Here is a 22,678-nt window from a genome sequence, read left to right on the forward strand (position 1 = left end):
ATGATGTTGTCCGCAGACTCGCGATCCGCAATATGCGAGCATCGCTCGCTCCTGCAAGTGTGTAGCGGTTATCCATGAAAACCCCCGTTTGGTTCCCCCAGAGTTTCTTCTCCCGCACCCTTTGGCTGGTGTTGATCGTCGTCCTGTTCTCCAAGGCGCTGACCCTGGTTTATCTGTTGATGAACGAAGACGTGCTGGTGGACCGCCAATACAGCCACGGTGTCGCCCTGACGCTACGCGCCTATTGGTCGGCCGATGAAGAAAACCGCGCCAAGATTGCCGATGCCGCGACGCTGATCCGGGTGGTGGGCGCTGGCGTGCCGGAAGGCGAGCAACACTGGCCTTACAGCGAGATCTACCAGCGGCAGATGCAGGCGGAGCTGGGGGCCGACACCGAAGTCCGATTACGCATGCATTCGCCGCCGGCGCTGTGGGTGCGGGCGCCAAGCCTGGGTGATGGCTGGCTGAAAGTGCCGCTTTACCCACATCCGTTGCGTGGCCAGAAAATCTGGAACGTACTCGGTTGGTTCCTCGCTATCGGCTTGCTGTCCACTGCGTCGGCATGGATCTTCGTCAGCCAGCTCAATCAACCGTTGAAACGTCTGGTGTATGCCGCGCGGCAACTCGGCCAGGGCCGCAGTGTGCGCCTGCCGATCAGCGACACGCCGAGTGAAATGACCGAGGTCTATCGCGCCTTCAACCAGATGGCCGAAGACGTCGAGCAGGCCGGTCGCGAGCGTGAGTTGATGCTGGCCGGGGTCTCCCATGACTTGCGCACGCCCTTGACCCGTTTGCGGTTGTCTCTGGAGTTGATGGGCGACCATAGCGACCTGACAGACGACATGGTCCGCGACATCGAAGACATGGACGCGATTCTCGACCAGTTCCTGGCGTTTATCCGCGATGGTCGCGACGAGTCGGTGGAAGAGGTGGACCTGAGCGATCTGGTGCGCGAAGTCGCCGCGCCGTACAACCAGAACGAAGAGAAAGTGCGCCTGCGCCTGGAGCCGATTCAGCCGTTTCCGTTGCGTCGGGTGTCGATGAAGCGATTGTTGAACAACCTGATTGGCAACGCCTTGCATCACGCAGGCAGCGGGGTTGAGGTGGCGGCTTATGTGTCCGGGGATACCAGCGCGCCGTATGTGGTGCTGAGTGTCATGGACCGTGGGGCGGGGATCGATCCGTCGGAGCTGGAGGCGATTTTCAACCCGTTTACTCGTGGTGATCGTGCCCGGGGTGGCAAGGGGACAGGGTTGGGCTTGGCGATCGTGAAGCGGATTGCTTCGATGCATGGCGGGAATGTTGAGCTGCGTAATCGGTCCGGTGGTGGGCTCGAAGCTCGGGTGCGGTTGCCACTTGGGTTGATGCTGCCGAGGGATGCGGTGTAACTAAGAGCCACCCCTCATCGGAGCGCATCCCGCCTATCCCTCGCCCCTTGGGGAGAGGGTTAGGGTGAGGGGGCTCTTGGCTTTAGCCCTTGCCTTTGGTCCGAGTCATATTCGGCCCACCATTCTTCTCAAGATGCTCAATGATGATCCCCGCCACGTTCTTGCTGGTGGTGGTTTCAATCCCTTCCAGCCCCGGCGACGAATTCACTTCCATCACCAGCGGGCCATGATTGGAACGCAGGATGTCCACGCCAGCCACTGCCAAACCCATCACCTTCGCCGCACGCAATGCCGTCATGCGTTCTTCCGGCGTGATCTTGATCAGGCTGGCGGTGCCACCACGATGCAGGTTGGAACGAAACTCCCCAGGCTTGGCCTGGCGCTTCATCGCCGCGATCACCTTGTCGCCCACCACGAAGCAGCGAATGTCCGCGCCGCCGGCTTCCTTGATGTATTCCTGAACCATGATGTTCTGCTTCAGGCCCATGAACGCCTCGATCACCGACTCCGCCGCCGTCGCCGTTTCACACATCACCACACCGATGCCCTGAGTGCCTTCCAGCACCTTGATCACCAGCGGCGCGCCGTTGACCATCTCGATCAGGTCGGGAATGTCGTCCGGGGAGTGCGCAAACCCGGTGACCGGCAAACCGATCCCCCGGCGCGACAGCAATTGCAGGGACCGCAGTTTGTCTCGCGAGCGGGCGATGGCCACTGATTCGTTGAGTGGAAAAACGCCCATCATTTCGAACTGGCGCAACACCGCGCAGCCATAAAACGTCACCGACGCGCCAATTCGCGGGATTACCGCATCGAAACCTTCCAGCGGCTTGCCGCGGTAGTGGATCTGCGGCTTGTGGCTGGCAATGTTCATGTAAGCGCGCAGGGTGTCGATCACCACCATTTCATGGCCACGCTCGGTACCGGCTTCGACCAGACGACGAGTGGAATACAAACGCGGGTTTCGCGACAGCACAGCGATCTTCATGCAACACCTGTGGAGGAGGTAGATACCGGGAACACCGGCTTGTCTTGTACGTATTTAATGCCCGGATTGACCACCAACTGGCCGTCGATCAAGGCTTTGGAACCGAGTAACAGGCGATAACGCATGGACTTGCGACAGGCGAGGGTGAACTCGACCCGCCAGACCCGATCACCAAGGGCCAGGGTAGTGCTGACCACGTAACGCATCTGCGCGTGACCGTTAGAGCTTTTGATAGTTTTCATTGTCACCAGGGGTGCTTCGCAGCGCCGGTGACGCAGTTGTACCACCGTGCCCAAGTGCGCAGTAAAGCGCACCCACTGTACCCCGTCGCGCTCGAATGGCTCGATATCGGTGGCATGCAGGCTGGAGGTGCTGGCGCCGGTGTCAATTTTTGCGCGCAGGCCCGCGACTCCCAAATCCGGGAGCGCCACCCACTCGCGCAGACCGACAACGGTCAAATGGTCAAATGTCTTCAATAGGAAAAACCGGCGATTAACGCGTCCAGGTCCCAGGCGTTACCTGGGCCAACGCTTTGAATGCGGGCTTGGCGAACCAGTAACCCTGCATCAGAAAAATTCCACAGTCCGCCAGGAAATCCCGTTCTCCGGCGCTTTCGATCCCTTCGGCAATGACTGTAACGTTCAGCTCCGCACAGATTGTGACAACCCCTCGAACGATAGCCTGACGAACACGATCGCGGTCGACATCGCGGATCAGTGCCATGTCGAGTTTGATCAGGTCCGGTTGGAAATCAGCAAGTAGATTGAGCCCCGAGTAGCCCGCGCCGAAATCGTCGATGGCAGTCTTGAAGCCGAATTCGCGGTATTCACGCAGAATATTGGTCAAATGGCGATAGTTATCTACGTGCTGGCTTTCCAGGGTTTCGAAAATCAGCCGGTCGATGGGGAAGTTGTGTTTTTTCGCGGCTTCCAGCGTGCTTCGAATACACAGTTCCGGGCGGTACACGGCGTTGGGCATGAAGTTGATCGACAGATGCGTCTGCATCCCTAGATTCGCCGCGCCTTCAATGGCTCGGGTCCGGCAGAGCTGGTCGAAGCGGTAGCGGTTGCCCTCGGTGATTTGATCGAGAACCGACAGTGCACCCTCACCATTTACGCCGCGCACGAGTGCCTCATGGGCGAAAATCGACTGATCTCGCAAATCAACGATGGGTTGGTAGGCAAAGGTAAAATCGAAGCCCAGGGGCTCACTTTGCTGGCAACCCTGGCAACCGCCGTTGGGCGAGGTCAATGAAGACGGAAATATAGTCACTCGATCACTCCACGCCGGTGAGCCGGCCAAGATCACATTCTATCTGGAGGGCCGAGTTCTTGCGCCCGACAGAAACGGTAGTACAGTTCCGACTATTCACCGAGAGAGGAATTCCAGTGGCACAAAAACAGGAAGAGGACGACAAGGTCCGTCTCGATAAATGGTTGTGGGCCGCGCGTTTTTATAAAACACGCGCCTTGGCCAAAGCGGCGATAGAAAGCGGCAAGGTGCATTGCCGGGGCGAGCGCTGCAAACCGGGCAAGGAGCCGAGGGTCGGCGACGAGTTTCAGATTCGCGCAGGGTTCGAGGAGCGCACGGTGGTGGTAAAGGCGTTATCGATCGTACGCCGAGGTGCGCCAGAGGCTCAGGCGCTCTACGCTGAAACCGAAGCCAGCGTCGCCAAGCGCGAGGCGGCTGCGGCCATGCGTAAAGCCGGTTCGCTGGGTGTGAGCACCGACGGCAAACCGAGCAAGAAGCAGCGACGGGATTTGTTCAAGTTTCGTGGAAGCAGCAACGACGAGTAAGTCAGTTGTTTCTGTGTTGCCTGTGAAGCAGCCTTCGCGAGCAAGGCTTGGAACAAACCCGGATTGTTCATAAAATGCCTCCCATGGCTGAACATCGCGCACCGAAAGGGTGCTGCAGAGGCGCAATTTCCACTTTTTGAACTCATTTGTTATTACTTCAGATACCCAGACCTATGACCGATTTACCGGATACCGACTACACCCAACGCTTCATCTTCGATGACAGCGACACCCGCGGCGAGCTGGTTGCGTTGGAGCGTAGCTACGCCGAAGTCCTCGCTAAATACCCGTATCCGGAGCCGGTTGCGCAATTGCTCGGCGAGCTGATGGCGGCGGCGTCGTTGTTGGTCGGCACCTTGAAGTTCGATGGCTTGCTGATTCTCCAGGCCCGTTCCGAAGGCCCGATCCCGCTGCTGATGATCGAGTGCTCCAGCGAGCGCGAAATCCGTGGTCTGGCTCGATACGAAGCCGACCAGATCGCCCCCGATGCGACCCTCGCCGACCTGATGCCCAATGGCGTATTGGCGCTGACCGTCGACCCGACCCAGGGCCAACGTTACCAGGGCATCGTCGACCTCGATGGCGAAACCCTGTCGGAGTGCTTCACTAACTACTTCGTGATGTCCCAACAAGTCGGTACGCGTTTCTGGCTATACGCCGATGGTCGTCGCGCCCGTGGCCTGCTGCTGCAGCAACTGCCCGCCGACCGTCTGAAAGACGAAGAAGAACGCGCCGCCAGCTGGCAGCACATCACCGCGCTGGGCAGCACCCTGACCGCCGATGAATTGCTGAGCCTGGACAACGAAACCGTGCTCCATCGCCTCTACCACGAAGAGCAGGTTCGTTTGTTCGATGTGCAGAAACTGCGCTTTCGTTGCAGCTGCTCTCGCGAACGTTCTGCCAATGCGCTGGTCAGCTTGGGTCTGGAAGATGCCCAGTCGCTGGTGATCGAACACGGCGGCCGCATCGAGATCGATTGCCAGTTCTGCAACCAGCGCTACCTGTTTGATGCCGCGGATATCACTCAATTGTTCGCGGGTGCGGGTGTTGATACGCCGTCAGATACCCGGCACTAAAACGGTTCAGCGCAGGTAAATTCACTGCTTAACGCCGCCATAACGCCGTTACGACGGGAGGGCCCTACTTTTTATGGGCGTTTCTGGCATAATCCGGCCCACTTTTTGTCGCGGTAGTAGTGCACGACTTTCTACTACAAAACGTTTGGAGCACACTCGGCCACTGGCCGACGGGGAATCTCATGACGCAAGCCAATAACGCCGTGTACACCGATCTGAGTGTTGATGATCTGGTAAAAGAAGCCCTGAATCGCGGTGAAGGCGAGCTTGCCGATACCGGCGCGCTGGTAGTTCGCACCGGCCACCGTACCGGGCGCTCGCCAGTCGATCGTTTCATCGTGGAAGAGCCTTCCACCCAGGCAGCCATCGCTTGGGGCCCGATCAACCGCAAGTTCCCGGCCGACAAGTTCGACGCCCTGTGGGACCGCGTTGAGGCGTTCAACAACGCGCAAGAGCACTTCGTTTCCCACGTGCATGTAGGTGCGGCTGAAGACCACTACCTGGCCGTGAAGATGACCACCCAGACTGCCTGGCAGAACCTGTTCGGCCGTTGCCTGTTCATCAACCCGGAAAAGTACAACCCGGCTGGTCGTGATGAGTGGCAAGTGCTCAACGTTGCCAACTTCGAGTGCGTGCCAGAGCGTGACGGCACCAACTCCGACGGTTGCGTGATCCTCAACTTCGCTCAGAAGAAAGTGCTGATCGCCGGCATGCGTTACGCCGGTGAAATGAAGAAAGCCATGTTCTCGGTGCAGAACTTCCTGCTGCCGGCTGCCGATGTGCTGCCAATGCACTGCGCCGCCAACATCGGCGAAGAGGGCGACGTGACCCTGTTCTTCGGTCTGTCCGGCACCGGCAAGACCACCTTGTCCGCCGATGAAAGCCGTTACCTGATCGGTGACGACGAGCACGGCTGGGGTGAAGGCGTTGTCTTCAACATCGAAGGCGGCTGCTACGCCAAGTGCATCGACCTGTCCGAGAAGAACGAGCCGGTCATCTGGAAAGCCATCAAGCACGGCGCAGTCCTGGAAAACGTCGTTATTGATGACGCCAAGCACGCCGATTACGCTGATGTCAGCCTGACCCAGAACAGCCGCGCAGCCTACCCGCTGGAGCACGTTGCCAAGCGCTCCGAGAAAAACCTCGGCGGCGAGCCAAACGCTGTCATCTTCCTGACCTGCGACCTGACCGGCGTGCTGCCGCCCGTGTCGATCCTCAGCGAAGAACAAGCGGCCTACCACTTCCTGTCCGGCTACACCGCTCTGGTGGGCTCGACCGAAATGGGTTCCGGCAGCGGCATCAAATCGACCTTCTCCACCTGCTTCGGCGCACCGTTCTTCCCGCGCCCGGCTAGCGTATACGCTGAGCTGCTGATCAAACGCATCCGCGGCTTCGGCTCCAAGGTCTACCTGGTCAACACCGGCTGGACCGGCGGCGGCTACGGCGTCGGCAAACGCTTCAACATCCCGACCACTCGTGGCGTGATCGCAGCGATCCAGAGCGGCGCGTTGATCGGTGCTGAAACCGAGCACCTCGACACCATCAACCTCGACGTGCCGTTGGCTGTGCCGGGCGTTGAGACTGGCCTGTTGAACCCGCGTAATACCTGGGCTGACAAGGCTGCTTATGATGAGGCCGCTAAGGCGTTGGCTGGGTTGTTTGTTGAGAACTTCAAGAAGTTTGAAGTGAGCGACGCGATCAAGGCTGCTGGGCCGAAGTTGTAAGCGTTGGTTTGATGTAATGAGAAAGCCGCCTTTTGGGGCGGCTTTTCTTTTTGGATCATTGTGGCGATGGCGTAATTGGCGTCAACCCAGTCAGCACCCACTTTATTTTTTCCCCACCAGAAGATGATTTTGTTTCGATTACTTTTTTAAGTTTTGCTCTGTAAATATTATTGATTGTTGCGTGCTCTACTTCTGGAATGGCAGTATCGATTACTCGGCCAGAGTATTTTTCATTATTTTCGATTGTTTCGATATGGTAGTGTTTTGTTTTGACATTCATACCTTTTAAGCGGCCGGTAATGAATACCTCCTCAGACATTTCTATGTCGACTTTGTCTACAATGGCAAATGCTTTTGAGATTATTGTGTCTTTCATGAAAAAAGTTGTGCCTCGGCTTTCGTTTGGCGAGCCCCAATCAAATGTCAATGATGTGTTTAGTTCTAGAAGCTCTTTTAGGAATCTTCGGTACTTTGACGCGACTCTATTTTTTAATGTATGTAGAATATTGCTGATTCGATCTTCATCATCTTCGGTGCTTAAAAGATTAGATAGTTGCTGTAAAGCATCAGAAATTAATGAGTTTCCGAAGAGGTCACTAATTTTTTCCGCTTTAAACTGCACGCCAAAAGAGCCGTTGAAAATTTGACAGGTATTTATCCTCGTTTGCTCTAGAATCGCAGCAGGGATGGCGCCTGTAATGGTTTGTTGATTTTCACAAGCCTGGCCAAGAGCGTCAAGTAACTCTTGAGTAGTAACCATTATTCGACCCAGCCTCCTCGAGCTAATTTCCGGAAGATGGTTGTCTTTAGGGTAAAGATGAAGGTTGTAAGTCTCTCGTTGTGATGATACTGCAGCAGCTCGCGGCTCTATTTCTCCAAGCCCACCCGAGTACAAGTCATCAACCTCGATAATAGGGAGGAATGAGTCTTCGAGTGGTAAGTCTTCCGCGCCAATTTGCTCTGGGAGAAAACGGGAAACCGTTGAATCTCCCTCGAAGTTACATTCTACTTTAAATAAAAATCCATCTTCGGGCCGAGAAAATGCCTCGTGCAAACTGAACTGCTGTGAGCTTATATATCGAAGTCTCTCGTCTGAGACTGATACGTAAAGCCACTCATATTGATCGTCGTTATCGTAGGTAGAAACGGCAAGATACTTGTTTCCAGATTTATTTTTACAAGTGAATAACCTAGGGATGTCATAAAACTCGAAAATATGCTCGAGTTCGAGCTTTCCCAAAATAGTATTTTGTGGAAGTCTAAACATGACTAGGCCCACTTGTTTTGATTGGAGTGAAAAGTAGCCAAGGTTGCTTTAGGTTATCAGGAAGCCACCAAGTCAAATGCCGTCCGGAGTTAGTTGAAGGTGTATGAGCATAAAGTCCATGCGTTTCGACAAGTCTCGCGACTGCAAGATTTTTCTTCCTCATCGCCGGAACTGCTTTGGCCATTTCGTGACATGCCTCTGCCGACGGGAATACAGACAGCCCTCTTGACTGACACGTCATATCGCCCCAGTCCCTGGTAGGGTTTTTTTCATAAAAACTAACAAAATCCTTCTGGCTCGGATCGCTTTTTTCTATAAATCTAAAAATTTCGCCATTAATAGGCGTAGCCATGGAGGGTGGGCACATATCTGGAAAGTCTAATGGCCAAATATTCATGAATCGTCCTTAAGTCATTGATTTTGAATCTACTAGCTTTCTAAGGATGGAATGACGCTATTTGTGCTTTTCCATAAGAAAAAAGAGCTAAATGCAGTGCGATTAGGTCAGTTGCTTTTTTGTAAGGTCTACTGTGATGCTAGCGATTTTCAAGCCGTAATAGGGCTGGAGAATTGATCGGTAGGAGACGTGTAATTGGTAGAGTTCGTCCTGATCAGCCAGCTGCATCGCGTTTGTCCTTCATCCTTGAGCGGTAATTTTTTCTACTCGGCTGTGCATCAACGCGCCTTCTCCAGAGATTAAACTGATTTAGTATCACGTTGCTAGCTCCTCTGAGGCGCGGATCTAGAGTGGATCATCCACATCACTTCAATGGGTTGAGTCCAAGTTTCTTTTTGCTCACCAGCAGCGCGGACAACGAGTGAGTGTTGAGGGGGAAGTCATGAGTTGTGCTCGCGCTGAGGTGCGACATATCGACGCTTGTTGCATGTACGCCGCTTGGCTTTTTCGCTTTGGCAGCAGCTGCACTTTGCTCATTTCCGAATTTCTTAGTCCTTGGAGGACGGGCGCGAGTCAGTCGACCATCCTGTAAGTGGTGCCCCACTTGGTCGAGGGCGCCGAGTTTGTTCAAGTCTTGCTCCAGACCTAATACGTGCATCACTGACAGATAAGCACCCATCGTCACCCCCGCACCACCCGATTCCAGAGAACGCAACGTCATGACAGACATGCCGGCGCGTTCCGCCACTTGTTTAGCTGTCAGCCTTCGACGTAAACGAGCCAGTTTTAGGCGTTCGCCGAGGTCGGTAAGCAGTCGTGCAATACGAGGGAGAAGTGGCGCTGTTTTTCTAGCCATGAAGCTAATATTCCTTAACTTCTGGGGTGATAGCGCCAGAATAATTGCAGTTATACGTACCGTTTCAAACGTGGCGTCTGCTTTATTGGCTTTTCGGTTCCTGTGTCTCCCACTGTTGCGACTTGACCGCTTGGTAAAGCATGCCGATGGTCAGCGGGACTTTGTCGCCGCGACCCTTTGCCCTTCGCTTGAGATGCACATCAAACCCTTCGGGCTGGAAGTAGCGATAGGAGTCGTAGTCCACGAAGTCGATCCCAAATTGTTCTTCCAGTGCTTCCATCAAATGCCGCGCATCAGCGCCGTCGCAGCCCAGGTCAAAATTGATCGAGGTGGTGAGGCTGAGGGTTTTGCGTTCAGGCAGCCCGAGTTCTTCGTGTAGCAACTGTATGAGCAGGTGCATGGCGTGGTCGTCGGGGAAGTTGGGGGCGAGGTTCATGGGGCGTCTTCTGTATAGGGCCATTTCGTGAGACGGATTAAGCCTGATTTTTCGATGCGTTGGATGTCGATCAGAGCTGCGAACATGGAATTCGCGGGAAGGCTGGCGCTCACCCCGTACGATCTCGTTCATTTGTTGCACGCTTTCCATCAGCTCATCAAAAAATTTGCTCAAGGTTATCCCCCGGGATTTGATCGTTTATACGCTCCGCGTGGGAATGCAGCCCGGGACGCTCTGCGTCCCAAGAGCCGAACGCGTAGCGTCCTCATAGGCATTCCCACGCAGAGCGTGGGAATGATCTTGGCTCGGCGTCAGGTTGGTGCTTTCCATCCCATCATGCGTTGTTGGGCGACTTTCAGTAGATCGCAGCCGTCCTGAGTCAACAGGTAGAGGGCGTGGGTGATATGCGGGATGTCTTCCACGTCACCGTTTTTGAAGCATTGGCAATGTAGGGTTTTGAGTAGGTCGCCGGAGGCTCGGATGCGCTGGAGAGCGGCTTCGAGGATGTCCTGGGGATCGGCCTCTGTGTCGATGATCAGGGGTGGGGAATCGGTGAGGTTAGTTTGGAGTGGGCGGTAGCGATCGTTTGTGAACGGATTCCATTTATTCATTTTATGTATTCTCAAATGCATCAGATGAAACCACCACCATCGTGACCAAGCGATGGAGGCGGACTGTGTTCGGGTTGGTCAACCGGAGGAATACATAAGACCGGCACGCCATAAGGCGTCCCAAACACAGCCACCATATAGCGTGCAGACACTTGAGGTGCCGGCAGCATACAACGGACGCGTTTATGTATTCCATCGAGTGACCAAGCCCGAGCCGCTGAATTGTCAGCGACAGTCCGACTATAGGTGCCAGTCGCCGGTTGGCGATATGCGACAAGGTGTCTTCGGTTGTAGGAACGGGATGAAGCTTTGATAGGGCGTTGCCTACGGACTTATCCCTGCCGTAAATTCTCGCGTTTGATTGCCATCAGGCGTTTGGCTACTTCATTCGGAATGCTTGGGCGAGGGTCGTCGAGGCTGGTTTGTACTTGAGCTCTGAACCATGCGTCGTAGGCTGCTTTGCTGAGTTGTTGTTGAGTATTGGGCGATTCGTTTTTCATCAGGCACACCGCGTTATCGTTCATCGCTAGCAGGCTCGCTCCCACAGGGGAATGTGGTTTGGGTTGGGATTGGTTTTTGGCATCAGGCAGCGGTGGTTTTTGGGAGGCGTTGCCGGGCGACTTCAAGCAATTCATTACCATCCTGAGTCAGCAAGTACAGCGCATTGACGATGTTGGGAATGTCGCTCGCATCAGCTTGTTTGAAGCACAGGCAATACAGCGTCTCGAGCAGGTCGCTGGCGGCGCGGATGCGTTGGCGGGCGGCGTCGAGGATTTCGTGAGGGTCGGCTTCTGTATCGATGACCAGCACGGGGGTGTCGCTGTAGCGGGACTTGAGCGGGCGATAGCGTTCTGTAAACGTGTGGAAGGTGTTCATCGAGGTTCGTCCTGTACGAAATCGGGAGGTGGCTCCCGGCAGGCCGAGACACTGTTTTCAGCCGCGCCGCAGACTATAGAAGGGCACGGCGCCGTGCAGCAATACGGCTTCGATGGACAGGTTTTGTAGGGGGTTACCTGCCTTTTCGGACCGGGCCTACGCGTTTCCCGAGGTTTTTTACGCCTAAACCCTTAGACGGCAAATTTCCTACGGGTTTGTCAGGCGCGACGCGCTAAACCTCTGTATGGAGCGCGCCAGAATCAGTAGGACGTTTCGAAACGTCCGTCCAACGCTTAAAGGGAATTAGGTAGGCAATGGCTACGTATGGCCTCGATTTTTTGCTGTGGCCCTGGTTTTGTCGCACGGCGGATGCTGCTGACCACCTACAGTAGCGCCAGTCAGAATTGCGACGGTGAACCCTTCTGCCTCCGCGTGGAAACGATCGCCGACAACACGCTGTATCATCCCGTATCGTTTTGGTCCCCGACCTTTTCTCGACTCGCTGCGTTTGCCGACTAGGCTTTTGGCATGGCAGCAGTCAACGGAGTGACAGCTTATGCACAACACCCTGGAACAGGTTTTCGGTTATCCCCAGTTTCGGCCCGGCCAGGAAGCGGCGATCAGCGCGGTGTTGGCCGGGCGCTCGGCGGCGGCGATTTTCCCTACCGGCTCGGGCAAGTCCCTTTGTTATCAATTGCCGGCGTTGTTGCTACCGCATCTGACGCTGGTGGTCTCGCCGCTGCTGGCGTTGATGCAAGATCAACTGGCGTTCCTGCAGCGCCACGGCATTGCGGCGGGCAGTATCGATTCGGCCCAGAGCCGCGATGACGCCAGCGACGTGATGGCTCGGGCCAAATCAGGCGAGCTGAAGATTTTGATGATCTCCGTGGAGCGCCTGAAGAACGAGCGTTTCCGCAATTTCTTGCAGCAAGTGCCGATCTCGTTGCTGGTAGTGGATGAGGCGCACTGCATCTCGGAATGGGGCCACAACTTCCGCCCCGACTATCTCAAGCTTCCGGATTATCAGCGCCAGTTCAACATCCCACAGGCGCTGCTGCTGACCGCCACTGCGACACCCAAGGTGATCGCCGACATGGAGGCCAAGTTCGCCATCGCCCCCGAAGACGTGGTGACCACCGGTTTCTATCGGCCAAACCTCAATCTGTTGGTCGAGCCGGTGCGCGGGCAGGACAAACGCCGACGCCTTGTCGAATGGATGAGTCAGCGTCCCGACCAGCCGAGCATCGTCTACGTCACCCTGCAGAAAACTGCCGAGCACATTGCCGAACATCTGACTCGCAACGGCATTCAGGCCGAGGCCTATCACGCCGGTCTGCCCCATGAACAACGCGAAGCAATCCAGCGCCGGTTCATGGGCGGGCAGTCCAATTGCATCGTGGCCACCATCGCGTTCGGCATGGGCATCGACAAGAGCGACATCCGCAACGTGGTGCATTTCGACCTGCCCAAATCGATCGAAAACTACAGCCAGGAAATCGGCCGCGCCGGGCGTGATGGTCAGCCATCCGACTGCCTGGTGTTGGCCAACCGCGACAGCCTCAACGTGCTGGAAAACTTCGTCTACGGCGATACGCCTGAGCTGGATGGCATCCGCTACGTGCTCGACGAGTTGCAAGCCGCCGCGCCCGAGGGGCAATGGGAGTTTCTGTTGGGGCCGCTGGCGGACCAAAGCAACATCCGACAATTGCCGCTCAAGACCCTACTGGTGCAGTTGGAACTGCGCGGGATCATCGCTCCGCGTTACGCCTATTACGCGGAATACCGCTTCAAGTACTTGCAGGAGCCCGAGGCCTTGCTGGCCCGCTTCGAGGGTGAGCGCAAAGACTTCGTCGCGGCGATCATCCAGACCTCAAGCCACGCGCGGACCTGGGCCACGGTGAATTTCGACGCACTGTATGAGCAGCATCAGGCCGAGCGTAATCGAGTGGTCAAGGCGCTGGATTATTTCCAGGAAAAGGGTTGGGTCGAGCTCGAAAGCAAACAGATGACCGAGGTCTACAGCCTGCTGCAAACGGACTTCGACAGCCAGGCCTTGAGCGCCGAGTTACACGCCTATTTCACCCGGCACGAGCGCACCGAGATCGCGCGGATTCACGCCATGCTGGATCTGTTCGCCACAGAACATTGCCTGGGTTATCGCCTGGCCGAGTACTTCGGCGATGAAAACGCGCCGCAGCAGTGCGGGCATTGTTCGGTGTGTCACGGGGACGTGGCGCGACTGCCCGCGCCGCCGGAGTTGCCGGCGCTTGTGGATAAAAGCTTCGAAGCGTTGTGCGGTGATTTTATCCACAGGCATGAGCAGCACACCGGCAACGCTCCGTCGGCGGAGCGCGTAGTACGGTTTTTATGCGGTATCAGCGTGCCGCTGTTTACCAAGCTCAAGGCGCGGTCGATTCCCGGGTTTGCGGCGCTGGAGGATTATCCGTATGGCGAGGTGCGGGCGTGGGCCCAGGCGCATTTACCTGCGTAGATCCATCCGCTGAATGTCGCCCATCACAGGAATAAATTTCAAAAAAGCCTGGTGGCTGACTATGGTGAAGGCTGTCTTTGGATCGCCAACAAGAGAACAACAACTATGAGCGAGACACCGTTCACTATTCAGCGCGCCGCCATCATTGGCGCGGGCACCATGGGCCGTGGCATTGTCATGTGCCTGGCCAACGCCGGCGTCCCGGTGCAGTGGGTCGATAACAATCCACAGATGCTTGAGCAGGCGCTGGCCGCCGTGGCGGACACCTACGCCCACAACGTGCGTCAGGGCCGGATCGATCAGACCGAGGCAGACGCTCGCATTGCACGGATAACGGCGGCTGCTGACTACGCGGCGATCCGCGATGTCGATCTGGTGATCGAAGCGGTGTACGAAAACCTCGAACTCAAGCAGAAAATCTTCCGTGAACTGGACGGTCTGCTCAAACCTGAAGCGATTCTGGCCAGCAATACCTCGGCGTTGGATATCGACGCCATCGCCGCGGCCACTCGCCGTCCGGAACAGGTCCTGGGTCTGCACTTCTTCAGCCCGGCGCACATCATGAAACTGCTGGAAATCGTTCGCGGTGCCCAAACCGTCCCGGCTGTGCTTGAAGCCGCATTGGCGTTGGGCAAACGCATGGGCAAGGTTAGTGTGGTGTCGGGTAACTGCCATGGTTTCATCGGCAACCGCATGCTTCATCCCTATGTGCTCGAAGCGCGCAAGATGCTGCTCGAAGGCGCTTTTCCACATCAGGTCGATGCGGCTCTGCAAGGCTTTGGCTTCGCTATGGGGCCGTTCCGCATGTATGACGTGGTTGGCGTCGACCTGGGTTGGCGAGCTCGGGAATTGGCTGGCAAAGGGCAGGATGCGCCCGAGGTTCAAGTGGACAACCGTCTGTGCGAATTGGGTCGATTCGGTCAGAAGAGTGGCAACGGCTATTACCACTATGAGCCGGGCAGTCGCCAGGCTGAGCACGATGTTGAAGTCGATGCGCTGGTGCTGAAGGTCAGCGAAGAGCTGGGGTTCCAGCGTCGCGAGATAAGCCCCGAGGAGATTCTTGAGCGTTGCTTGCTGGCACTGGTCAATGAAGGGGCGAAGATCCTTCAGGAGGGTATCGCCGCGTCAGCGAATGACATCGATCTGGTGTACCTCAACGGGTACGGCTTCCCGGCGGACAAGGGTGGGCCGATGGCCTGGGCGGATCAGCAAGGGTTGCCGGATATTCATCAGCGTTTGCTGGCGCTGGAGACAAAGCAGGGTGATCAGTGGAAACCGGCTCGATTGATCGGGGAGTTGGCGGCGGTGGGTAAAGGGTTTGCTGATATGTGATTGATGCAGCGCCTGTGAATGCCTCATGCGACGCGGTTTTCGCTTTAGACTTGCTATCCACCTCCAGGAACCGACTCTGATGTCCAACCCGATGCCCCTACGCACCGACTACTTTCACTTCCAGCCCATCACCACCCGCTGGCACGACAACGACGCTTATGGTCACGTCAACAACGTCACTTACTACAGCTTCTTCGACACGGCGGTGAACACCTACCTGATCGAAGTCGGCGGCCTGGATATTCATGACGGCGAGGTGGTCGGTTTTGTGGTGAGTTCGGCTTGCGACTACTTTGCCTCCATTGCCTTCCCCGATCGGATCGAGATCGGTTTGCGGGTGGGCAAGTTGGGCAACAGCTCGGTGCAATACGAGCTGGCCGTGTTCAAGGCCGGGGAAGACGAAGCCTGCGCGGCGGGGCGTTTCGTGCATGTGTTTGTGGATCGGGCGTCGAATCAGCCGGTGGCGATTCCCGCCGGGTTGCGCGATGCAATGGAGCGCTTGGTAGTTTGACAGGCAAAAAAAATCGCAGCCCGAGGGCTGCGATTATTTGATTTACCGGTCCACGAGGCGATTCAAGCCTCAGTCGTCATGGCGATGTTTATTCTTGCGATGGCCGTAGGCATGGCCGCGACCCCGATGGCCGTCACGGTAGTAGCGACGATCATCATGACCACGACGATAGGAGCGACGATCATCGTCGTCATCGCTCTTGTTGCCCATGTAGTTACCCAGCGCGCCACCGGCGCCGCCGCCTGCTGCGGAGCCGATCAGGCTGCCGGTGGTGCCGCCCATGCTGCGGCCGACCACGTTACCGCCTGCTGCGCCCAACGCACCGCCAATGGCTGCTTCACCACGGCTGCGTTTGTCTGCGCCAACAGCGCTACCACCCGCGCCACCCAGGGCCGCGCCAATGGTGGAACCTGTATTGCCGCCTAATGACTGACCGACGACCGAGCCCAGAACCCCGCCCAATGCGCCGCCCACACCTGCTTCGGTGGTGCCGCCGGCAGAAGCGAAGCCACTGACCAGGCCAAGGGACAACAAGAGAATCGAGGAGAACTTCATAGAGGAACCTCAAGGGGATGACGGCGCGATCCTGAGGCTGTGTCATAGTTGTGACAATCGAAATCCGACGAGTAACACGACTTCAGCACATTTCTATAAGTTGCTGTTTTTTAGGCGGAACTTAAGTGTTTTTCGCCGGTCTTTAGCTACTTCGGATAGGCCGTTTTTGTGAAAAAACGGCCTTTTTTGTGGGCGTTTGAAAATTGTTGATCGTTCCACGCTCCGCGTGGGAACGATCAGGGTCAGGCCGATTTGGCCATGATGAGCCGGGTCTCACTCGCCGCTTCCAACCGGATCGCCACAAACTTCGACGTCGGCGTATGGCTGCCATCCCCGATGCTTTCCAGCGGCACCAGCGGATTCACTTCCGGATAGTAAGCCGCCGCTTGCCCGGCAGGAATATCAAACGCCAGCAGCGTAAAGCCTTTCACCCGGCGCTCACGGCCATCATCCCAGATCGAAACGATGTCAGCCTTTTGCCCCGGCTTGAACCCCAGGCGAATGATGTCGGCTTCATTGACGAACAACACATCACGCTGACCTTTCACTCCGCGATAGCGGTCATCAAGCCCATAAATCGTGGTGTTGTACTGATCGTGGGAACGCATTGACTGCATGATCAGGTCCGGCAATACGCCGGTGGCGCGAGTGCGTTCGTGCACCAGATCTTTAGGCAGGATGTTCGGACGGAAATTTGCGCGCCCCGACGGTGTGTTCCAGCGTCGCACGCCGGCGCTGTTGCCCAGGTGGAAACCACCCGGGTTCTTGAGCTTCTCGTTGAAGTCGCGAAAGCCCACAATGGTGTCGGCGATCAGGTCGCGGATGCGATTGTAGTCAGCCACCAGCCAGGTCCAGTCCACCGGTTTGCTGCCCAGGGTCGCGGCGGCAATGCCAGCAATGATCGACGGCTCCGAGCGCATCTGGTTCGACAGCGGCTGCAACTGGCCGTTGGAGGCGTGAACCATGCTGAACGAGTCTTCGACGGTCACCGCTTGCGGGCCTTCGGTCTGGATATCGATGTCGGTGCGGCCCAGGCACGGCAGGATCAGCGCGTCTTTACCGTGAGCCAAATGGCTGCGGTTGAGCTTGGTGCTGATTTGCACAGTCAGGTCGCAGTTACTCAGGGCCTGGAAAGTCCGTGGGCTGTCCGGGGTGGCTTGGGCGAAGTTACCGCCCAATCCGATAAAGACTTTCGCCCGACCGTCGGCCATGGCATGAATCGCTTCGACCACGTTGTGGCCATTTTCACGTGGCACCTTGAACTGGAAGCGGCGCTCCAGGGAATCGAGGAACGCCACTGGCGGACGCTCGTTGATGCCCATGGTCCGGTCGCCCTGCACGTTACTGTGGCCGCGCACCGGGCACAGGCCGGCGCCCGGCCGACCGATGTTGCCGCGCAGCAGCATCAGGTTGGCGATTTCCTGGATGGTCGACACCGAATGGCGATGCTGGGTGATGCCCATGGCCCAGCACATGATGACGTTCTTGCTCTTGGCGTACATGCGCGCCGCTTGCTCGATCTCCACCAGTGGCAGGCCGGACTGCTCGACGATCTGCTCCCACGGGGTATCGTCGATGGCGGCAAGATAGTCCAGCACGTTGACGCTGTGTTCATTGAGGAAGTCGTGATCGAACACCGCTTCAGCGCCAGTCTTCTGCGCCTCGCGCTCCCATTGCAGCAGGAACTTCGCCATGCCGCGCAGGATTGCCATGTCGCCACCGAGGGCCGGACGGAAGAACGCGGTGTTGGTCGGCTTGTCGCCGTTGGTGAGCATTTCGAACGGGTGCTGCGGATGCTGGAAGCGTTCCAGGCCGCGTTCCTTCAGCGGGTTGACGCACACCACTTGAGCGCCGCGTTTCACCGCTTCGCGCAACGGTTCGAGCATCCGTGGGTGGTTGGTGCCAGGGTTCTGGCCCCAGACGAAAATCGCATCGGCGTGTTCGAAGTCGTCGAAGGTTACGGTGCCTTTACCAACGCCGACACTTTGCGCCATCGCCACACCGCTGGCCTCGTGGCACATGTTCGAGCAATCGGGGAAGTTATTGGTGCCATAGGCGCGCACGAACAATTGATACAGGTACGCCGCTTCGTTGCTGGCGCGGCCCGAGGTGTAGAACTCGGCCTGATCCGGGCTCGACAGGCCGCGCAGATGCTTGGCGATCAGGGTAAAGGCATCATCCCAGCTGATGGGTTGGTAGCGATCGGTTTCGGCGTTGTAGCTCATCGGCTCGGTCAGGCGGCCCTGATATTCCAGCCAATAGTCGCTCTGCTCCAACAATGAACTGACGCTGTGCCTGGCGAAAAACGCACCGTCGACACGGCGTTTGGTCGCTTCCCAGTTCACCGCTTTGGCGCCGTTCTCGCAGAACATCACCATGCCCTTTTCCGGAGAATCGCCCCAGGCGCAACCGGGGCAGTCGAAGCCGCCGTTCTGGTTGGTCTTGAGCATTATGCGGATGTTTTTCAGCGCGTTATCGCTGTTCAACCAGGCCTGGGCGACGCTGATCAGCGCGCCCCAGCCACCGGCTGGGCCTTTGTAGGGCTTGTAGCGGGGGACGGGTTTCTGGTCGGCTTGACGATGTTGACTCACGCTTGATTCTCCAACGCTGGGCTGTAGACCCGCGGTGCACTTTTCTGCGGCAGGTGGATGAGATTGAGGTTGTGACGACGGGCCCATTGCACGGCAAGGCCCGTGGGCGACGACAGGCTGACCAGGGTCTGGATGCCTGCGCGCAATACTTTCTGGATCAATTCGAGGCTGCAACGGCTGGTGACAATCGCCAGCCCGCCGGTCGTCGGGATCTTCTGCCGGATCAGCCCACCGATCAGCTTGTCGAGGGCGTTGTGTCGACCGATGTCTTCGCGACCCAGCAGCAATTGGCCCTGACTGTTCATAAACACGGCGGCATGCACTGCGCCGGAGTACTGGCCAAGCGGCTGGAACGCACCGATGCGCTGCCGCAAACCATCGAGCCATTCGGCAGGCGGCAAGGGTGCGCCGGGCAGAACCTTGAGGTCTGGCAACGCCTGTTCGACCGCTTCGACACCGCAAAGTCCGCAACCGCTGGTGCCAGCCATTTGCCGACGTTGTTGCTTGAGATTCCAAAAGGCGCGGTTGGCGATGGTCACTTGCGCGTACTGCGCCGATCCCGAGCCGCTGAGTTGCAGGTCATAAATATCGCAAGCGTCTTCGATGATGCCGCTACCGAGGCTGAAGCCGACGATGAAGTCTTCCAGATCCGTTGGCGTCACCAGCATCACAGCCTGGCTGATGCCGTTATAGGCAATCGCCAACGCAACTTCTTCGGCTAGCGCCGTGCTGGCCGATTCGGCGCTTTGCGTTTCGGTGTGGCGAAGATCGCAGTAACTGTAGGTCTGGCTGGCAGCGGGCGCTGGCGTTTCGAGGGCAGGCGCCGCGCAGGCAGGGCGCTTGGCGTTCATGGTTTCACCGACGGTTTGATTAGCTTTAAGCCTAGGCGCGTCAAGTTGACGCGTCTAATCGCTAATACTGATCTACCGATAGATGGCGTCGATCAAGAGCTCGACAGCGATTGCTGAAGAATCGCGAAACAGGCTTCCGCGAGCGCCGAACGCGGGGCACTGCGACGCATAATCAGGCCCAGCCGGGCGAGGGTCTGGGCATTTTCGATGGGTTGCAGGCGCAAATGATCGGTCAGTTTTTCCAGGCCGCCGTCCAGCGGCATCACGGCGCAGCATAGTCCGCCGTATACCGCTTGTAACAGTTGGTGGACGGCATCGGTCTGCAACAAGGGTTGTGGGGTGAGGCCGCGACTGTGGAAGTTGTGGTCGATGGACTGCCGAAAATGCATGCCGCTGGTGAGCATGCCCAGCGGCAGTTCGATCAGCGATTCCCAGCTCAGCGGCGCCTCGCCGAAACTGAAGAAGCGCTGATCGTAGAGCAGACCCATGCGGGTTTCGCTGAACGCCAGGGAGTCGAAGCGTTCGCCGTCCAGTCGCTCCAGGTACGACACGCCCAGATCCAGGCGATTGTTCGCCAGTTGTTCGAGGATCTGTTCGGAACTCAGTGCTGAGAGTTCGAAGCGCAGGTTCGGGTGCTCGGCGTGCAGTCGATGCATCAGCGGCAGCGGATCGAAGCTCGACAGTGGCACCACACCCAGACGCAACGTACCGACCAGATTGCCGCGACAGGCAGCCGCTTCGGCCTGCAAGCCGTCGTAGGCCGCCAGCACGGTGCGCGCCCAGGCCAGCACCCGCTCACCCGGTGCGGTGAAACCTTCGAAGCGCTGACCGCGATTGACCAGCGGCAACTCGAGTTCTTCTTCGAGGCTGCGCAGGCGCATGGACAGGGTCGGCTGGGTGATGTGACAACGCGCGGCGGCCTGGCCGAAATGCCGGGTTTCGTCGAGGGCGATGAGGAATTTCAGTTGCTTGATGTCCATCTTCTCTCCAGAGCGCGGTCAGGCTCCAGATTCTAACGCGCTTGCAGAGCACTTGAGTCATTGGTCGGATCGCAACCTCGTTCTTTGCTGTTGGTCTAGTCTTTCGCGTCTGGACCTCATAAACCCAAGGAGAGTGCATCATGAGTATTTTTAGCTTTGTGAAAGAAGCGGGCGAAAAGCTTATTGACCTGTTAACGCCGGGTAATGCCAATGCGAGCGAGCAGTTGAAGGAACACATCAACAAGGTCGGCCTGGGCAATCCGAATGTTCAGGCGACAGTAGATGGCGATAAAGTCATAGTGACCGGTGAAGTCGCCAGCCAGGAAGAGAAAGAGAAGATTCTGCTGGCCGTGGGCAACATTGCTGGTATCAGCAGCGTTGACGACCAGATCACCGTGACCGGCCCGGTCGCTCAGGCGGCGCGTTTCGTCACCGTGAAAAAAGGCGACACCCTCAGCGCGATTGCCAAGGCTGAGTACAAAGACGCCAACAAGTATCAGAAAATCTTCGAAGCCAACAAACCGCTGCTGTCGCACCCGGACAAGATTTATCCCGGCCAGGTATTGCGTATTCCTGAGTGATGCTTTTCAGCCAGGCTTTCGAGCCTGGCTGAATTCCGATTCCTGCTTGCCTGCTTAGCGATGTTTGAACTGCGGCGGGCGTTTTTCACTGAACGCGTTCATGCCTTCTTTCTGATCTTCGATTGCAAAAGTCGAATGGAACAGCCGGCGTTCAAAGCGTACGCCCTCTGCCAGGCTGGTTTCGAAGGCGCGGTTTACCGCTTCCTTGGCCAGTAGTGTTACCGGGGATGAGAAGCCAGCGATGCGTGAGGCTATCTTCAGTGCCTCGTCGAGCAGCGAGGCAGTCGGCACTAAACGGCTAACCAGACCGCATCGTTCGGCTTCGACGGCATCCATGGTGCGCCCGGTCAGAACCATGTCCATGGCCTTGGATTTGCCGACAAACCTTGCCAGTCGTTGGCTGCCACCGGCGCCGGGGATGGTACCGAGGGTGATCTCTGGCTGGCCGAAGCGGGCATTTTCCGCTGCGATAATGAAATCGCACATCATCGCCAGCTCGCAGCCTCCGCCCAGCGCATAGCCAGCAACCGCAGCGATGCTCGGCTTGCGAAAGGTGCTCAGGCGTTCCCAGTCAAGGGTGATGAAGTCAGCCTTGTACACATCCATGTAGCTCCAATCCTTCATTAGCTTGATATCGGCACCGGCGGCGAAGGCCTTTTCATTGCCGGTAATCACCACTACGTGAGTTTCGTCATCTGTTTCCAGATGATCGAGCAGACGCGCCAATTCGGCATTCAGTCCGGCTGAAAGCGCATTCAGCACCTCGGGGCGGTTGAGGGTGATCATCGCCACATGGCCATGCTTTTCCAATAAAAGGTATTCCAGTTTCATATATCACCTGCGAGATTTAGGTCCTCGGTCAGAAGACCGCGAAATGCTGCTCAACGCTTGGGCTGGCCTGGCGTGTGGCGGACATCGACCAGCACCGGGCAGCGGGCGACTTCGATGACTCGGGCGCTGACTGAAGGGTCGAAGATACGGTTGATCCGCGAAAGATGGCGGTGGCCGACGATGATCAAGTCAACCTTCAGCCGGTCGGCTTGCGAAACGATCGAAGAGGCCGGCTCTCCGTCAATGACCACGCCTTCTGCGTCAAGCCCGAGTGACCATAAATAGTCCAGGGCCTCTTGCATGGCGTTATTGGCTATATGTTGCTCACTGCTGGCTGCGGGATATTCCTGCTCATTTGCAGGCTCGATGTGCCCATTTTCCGAAGGCAGGGTGTACGCACTGTCGACGGAAAGCAGGACATAGAGTCGAGAGGCACTCAGCTTGGAGTACTGTGCGGCCAGGTCCAGTACCGATCGGCTCTGGGGCGAACCATCAATAGCAACGAGTAAGGAGCTAAGCATGTCTGTTCCAACCGGGAGT

The 22,678-nt window shown here is 57.2% G+C and carries 24 protein-coding genes; 8 read left to right on the plus strand and 16 right to left on the minus strand.

What is annotated here, in order from left to right:
- Positions 1-74: 74 nt before the first annotated feature.
- On the plus strand, positions 75-1,388 hold the full coding sequence (locus ACYZTU_RS02370; RefSeq protein WP_461967754.1) for an ATP-binding protein: 1,314 nt from the start codon (positions 75-77) through the stop codon (positions 1,386-1,388).
- Between the two features lie 82 nt (positions 1,389-1,470).
- Here ACYZTU_RS02370 and rimK read toward each other — a convergent pair whose 3' ends face one another.
- From rimK to rimA, 3 genes are read right to left on the minus strand one after another with little or no spacing between them, the layout of a single operon-like run.
- Positions 1,471-2,376, minus strand: a complete 906-nt coding sequence (gene rimK / locus ACYZTU_RS02375) for a 30S ribosomal protein S6--L-glutamate ligase (RefSeq protein ID WP_134419496.1) — start codon at positions 2,374-2,376, stop codon at positions 1,471-1,473.
- Positions 2,373-2,852, minus strand: a complete 480-nt coding sequence (gene rimB / locus ACYZTU_RS02380) for a retropepsin-like aspartic endopeptidase RimB (protein ID WP_461967755.1) — start codon at positions 2,850-2,852, stop codon at positions 2,373-2,375. The genes rimK and rimB overlap by 4 nt, the downstream gene beginning before the upstream one ends.
- A 16-nt stretch (positions 2,853-2,868) precedes the next feature.
- Positions 2,869-3,648, minus strand: coding sequence for a S6 modification regulatory phosphodiesterase RimA (gene rimA / locus ACYZTU_RS02385; RefSeq protein WP_461967756.1), 780 nt, complete (start codon positions 3,646-3,648; stop codon positions 2,869-2,871).
- A 116-nt stretch (positions 3,649-3,764) separates the two neighbouring features.
- On the opposite strand from rimA, the gene ACYZTU_RS02390 reads away from it, so the two are divergent.
- The 3 genes from ACYZTU_RS02390 (at position 3,765) to ACYZTU_RS02400 (ending at position 6,972) form a co-directional block, all read left to right on the plus strand.
- Positions 3,765-4,172, plus strand: a complete 408-nt coding sequence (locus ACYZTU_RS02390) for an RNA-binding S4 domain-containing protein (protein ID WP_461967757.1) — start codon at positions 3,765-3,767, stop codon at positions 4,170-4,172.
- Between the two features lie 173 nt (positions 4,173-4,345).
- Positions 4,346-5,248: an Hsp33 family molecular chaperone HslO gene (hslO, locus tag ACYZTU_RS02395; RefSeq protein ID WP_461967758.1), complete on the plus strand. Its 903-nt coding sequence runs from the start codon at positions 4,346-4,348 to the stop codon at positions 5,246-5,248.
- 182 nt (positions 5,249-5,430) lie between these two features.
- A complete protein-coding gene (locus ACYZTU_RS02400) occupies positions 5,431-6,972 on the plus strand; it encodes a phosphoenolpyruvate carboxykinase (protein ID WP_461967759.1) in 1,542 nt (513 codons plus the stop codon).
- Between the two features lie 55 nt (positions 6,973-7,027).
- On the opposite strand, the gene ACYZTU_RS02405 is transcribed toward ACYZTU_RS02400, so the two are convergent.
- The 7 genes from ACYZTU_RS02405 to ACYZTU_RS02435 form a co-directional block, all read right to left on the minus strand.
- Positions 7,028-8,239 (minus strand): DUF6575 domain-containing protein, encoded by a 1,212-nt coding sequence (locus ACYZTU_RS02405; protein ID WP_461967760.1) that lies wholly within the window; start codon positions 8,237-8,239, stop codon positions 7,028-7,030.
- On the minus strand, positions 8,232-8,636 hold the full coding sequence (locus ACYZTU_RS02410; RefSeq protein WP_461967761.1) for a hypothetical protein: 405 nt from the start codon (positions 8,634-8,636) through the stop codon (positions 8,232-8,234). Before ACYZTU_RS02410 ends, ACYZTU_RS02405 begins: the two co-directional genes overlap by 8 nt.
- A 364-nt stretch (positions 8,637-9,000) precedes the next feature.
- A complete protein-coding gene (locus ACYZTU_RS02415) occupies positions 9,001-9,492 on the minus strand; it encodes a helix-turn-helix domain-containing protein (RefSeq protein ID WP_461967763.1) in 492 nt (163 codons plus the stop codon).
- 82 nt (positions 9,493-9,574) lie between these two features.
- Positions 9,575-9,928 carry a DUF1493 family protein gene (locus ACYZTU_RS02420; RefSeq protein ID WP_461970937.1) on the minus strand — a complete coding sequence of 118 codons (354 nt, stop codon included), beginning with the start codon at positions 9,926-9,928 and terminating at the stop codon, positions 9,575-9,577.
- Positions 9,929-10,239: 311 nt separating this feature from the next.
- The gene (locus tag ACYZTU_RS02425; RefSeq protein ID WP_461967765.1) at positions 10,240-10,539 is read right to left on the minus strand and encodes a hypothetical protein; all 300 of its coding nucleotides are present in this window, start codon (positions 10,537-10,539) and stop codon (positions 10,240-10,242) included.
- Between the two features lie 332 nt (positions 10,540-10,871).
- A complete protein-coding gene (locus ACYZTU_RS02430) occupies positions 10,872-11,039 on the minus strand; it encodes an antitoxin PaaA2 family protein (protein ID WP_461967767.1) in 168 nt (55 codons plus the stop codon).
- Between the two features lie 82 nt (positions 11,040-11,121).
- Positions 11,122-11,415 carry a hypothetical protein gene (locus ACYZTU_RS02435; RefSeq protein WP_461967769.1) on the minus strand — a complete coding sequence of 98 codons (294 nt, stop codon included), beginning with the start codon at positions 11,413-11,415 and terminating at the stop codon, positions 11,122-11,124.
- 556 nt (positions 11,416-11,971) lie between these two features.
- Between ACYZTU_RS02435 and ACYZTU_RS02440 the strand changes: the two genes are divergently transcribed.
- From ACYZTU_RS02440 to ACYZTU_RS02450, 3 genes are all read left to right on the plus strand, one after another.
- Positions 11,972-13,906, plus strand: a complete 1,935-nt coding sequence (locus ACYZTU_RS02440; protein WP_461967771.1) for a RecQ family ATP-dependent DNA helicase — start codon at positions 11,972-11,974, stop codon at positions 13,904-13,906.
- Between the two features lie 105 nt (positions 13,907-14,011).
- A complete protein-coding gene (locus ACYZTU_RS02445) occupies positions 14,012-15,238 on the plus strand; it encodes a 3-hydroxyacyl-CoA dehydrogenase (RefSeq protein WP_461967773.1) in 1,227 nt (408 codons plus the stop codon).
- 79 nt (positions 15,239-15,317) lie between these two features.
- The gene (locus tag ACYZTU_RS02450; protein WP_461967775.1) at positions 15,318-15,749 is read left to right on the plus strand and encodes an acyl-CoA thioesterase; all 432 of its coding nucleotides are present in this window, start codon (positions 15,318-15,320) and stop codon (positions 15,747-15,749) included.
- Positions 15,750-15,818: 69 nt separating this feature from the next.
- Here the strand turns inward: ACYZTU_RS02450 and ACYZTU_RS02455 are convergent, their stop codons facing one another.
- The 4 genes from ACYZTU_RS02455 to ACYZTU_RS02470 form a co-directional block, all read right to left on the minus strand.
- Complete coding sequence (locus ACYZTU_RS02455) at positions 15,819-16,304, minus strand: glycine zipper domain-containing protein (RefSeq protein ID WP_131063285.1); 486 nt, start codon at positions 16,302-16,304, stop codon at positions 15,819-15,821.
- A gap of 242 nt (positions 16,305-16,546) precedes the next feature.
- Positions 16,547-18,895, minus strand: coding sequence for an FdhF/YdeP family oxidoreductase (locus tag ACYZTU_RS02460; protein ID WP_461967777.1), 2,349 nt, complete (start codon positions 18,893-18,895; stop codon positions 16,547-16,549).
- Complete coding sequence (gene fdhD, locus ACYZTU_RS02465; RefSeq protein WP_461967779.1) at positions 18,892-19,746, minus strand: formate dehydrogenase accessory sulfurtransferase FdhD; 855 nt, start codon at positions 19,744-19,746, stop codon at positions 18,892-18,894. Before fdhD ends, ACYZTU_RS02460 begins: the two co-directional genes overlap by 4 nt.
- 92 nt (positions 19,747-19,838) lie before the next feature.
- Positions 19,839-20,726, minus strand: a complete 888-nt coding sequence (locus tag ACYZTU_RS02470) for a LysR family transcriptional regulator (protein ID WP_461967781.1) — start codon at positions 20,724-20,726, stop codon at positions 19,839-19,841.
- A gap of 140 nt (positions 20,727-20,866) precedes the next feature.
- Between ACYZTU_RS02470 and lysM the strand changes: the two genes are divergently transcribed.
- On the plus strand, positions 20,867-21,307 hold the full coding sequence (gene lysM / locus ACYZTU_RS02475) for a peptidoglycan-binding protein LysM (protein ID WP_461967783.1): 441 nt from the start codon (positions 20,867-20,869) through the stop codon (positions 21,305-21,307).
- A 54-nt stretch (positions 21,308-21,361) separates the two neighbouring features.
- Here lysM and ACYZTU_RS02480 read toward each other — a convergent pair whose 3' ends face one another.
- Positions 21,362-22,138: an enoyl-CoA hydratase gene (locus ACYZTU_RS02480; protein WP_449642930.1), complete on the minus strand. Its 777-nt coding sequence runs from the start codon at positions 22,136-22,138 to the stop codon at positions 21,362-21,364.
- Between the two features lie 50 nt (positions 22,139-22,188).
- The gene (locus ACYZTU_RS02485; protein WP_461967785.1) at positions 22,189-22,659 is read right to left on the minus strand and encodes a universal stress protein; all 471 of its coding nucleotides are present in this window, start codon (positions 22,657-22,659) and stop codon (positions 22,189-22,191) included.
- Between the last annotated feature and the right edge of the window lie 19 nt (positions 22,660-22,678).

Source organism: Pseudomonas sp. HLT2-19-2, assembly GCF_054898005.1.